The following is a 1081-nucleotide window of genomic DNA, read 5'->3' on the forward strand; positions in this document are numbered from 1 at the left end:
TGAGGTTATCCCATGGGAGGGTAAAAACAGGGCAATCCAATGAGATTTCGATCCCTGCGGTAGAACCTGCCGCATTCACATTTTTGAGATTCATATACCCCGCAGATAATCCCACTTGAATATTCGGACAAAAGTTCTTGTCCAAAATCGGAAGGGCTTTAAACTCTTTTGCATTTGCGGAAGACCCCAGCAATACACATGCTAAAAGTGCAGCTTTAGTACACGTTAAAAATTTCATTCCTACTCCTATACCTAATGATGATGAAAAGAGTATAGCGGAAAATATTGAACTTTGTGATAAAAGTGTGATGAGAGAGGGGATATCCCCGAAGGGAAATGTTAACCGATATTCGTATAAACGGCTTGGACGTCATCGTCCTCTTCGAGTTTATCGATCAGTTTTTCGATATCGGACATTTGCTCATCGCTGAACTCTACCGGAGAGTTTGCGATACGCTCTAACGCGGCACTATCAGGTGTAATACCCATTTTTTCCAATTCAGCAGACAGTGCTCCGAATGCGGTATATTCACCGTAAACACTCACTTCACCCTCTTCTTCTTCGATACTCTCAAGTCCCGCATCGATGAGTGCGAATTCAAGCTCTTCGAGATCCATAGCAGGTTTTGGAAATCGGAACACCGCTTTACGGCTAAACATAAATTCGAGTGAACCGTTATTAAGAGTTTCCCCTTTGGCACGACCGAAAATCGTACGAACATTGGAAATAGTTCGTGCATTATTATCGGTAGCACACTCTACGAAAAAGAGAACGCCGTGAGGCCCTTTCCCCTCGATATTCATCTCCGCCAATGAAATAGCGTCTTTACCGGAAGCCCGTTTGATCGCCGCATCAATATTGTCTTTTGGCATATTTTGCGCTTTAGCCGTCAAAATCGCACTGCGGAGTTTCGGGTTCATATCGGGATCTTCCCCACCCTCTTTTGCCGCCATCGTGATGATTTTGCCCAGTTTTGGGAATACTCTCGACATATTCCCCCAGCGCTTCATTTTTGCCGCTTTACGATATTCAAACGCTCTTCCCATACGGTATGCTCCCTCGAATTGAGTTAAAAAATTG

At 44.2% G+C, this 1081-nt stretch carries 2 protein-coding genes; both read right to left on the bottom strand.

What is annotated here, in order from left to right; genetic code table 11:
- The coding region (locus tag A2517_RS00555; protein ID WP_294893417.1) for a hypothetical protein at positions 1–238 on the bottom strand (238 nt) is incomplete at its 3' end.
- Between the two features lie 101 nt (positions 239–339).
- The gene (locus A2517_RS00560; RefSeq protein ID WP_294893418.1) at positions 340–1047 is read right to left on the bottom strand and encodes a YebC/PmpR family DNA-binding transcriptional regulator; all 708 of its coding nucleotides are present in this window, start codon (positions 1045–1047) and stop codon (positions 340–342) included.
- Positions 1048–1081: the final 34 nt, after the last annotated feature.

It is taken from the genome of Sulfuricurvum sp. RIFOXYD12_FULL_44_77, assembly GCF_001830725.1.
Taxonomy (GTDB): domain Bacteria; phylum Campylobacterota; class Campylobacteria; order Campylobacterales; family Sulfurimonadaceae; genus Sulfuricurvum; species Sulfuricurvum kujiense_A.

Coding starts and splice junctions, on each gene's coding strand:
- A2517_RS00560 (WP_294893418.1), bottom strand. CDS start 1,047: ATGGGAAGAGCGTTTGAATATCGTAAAGCGGCAAAAATGAAGCGCTGG.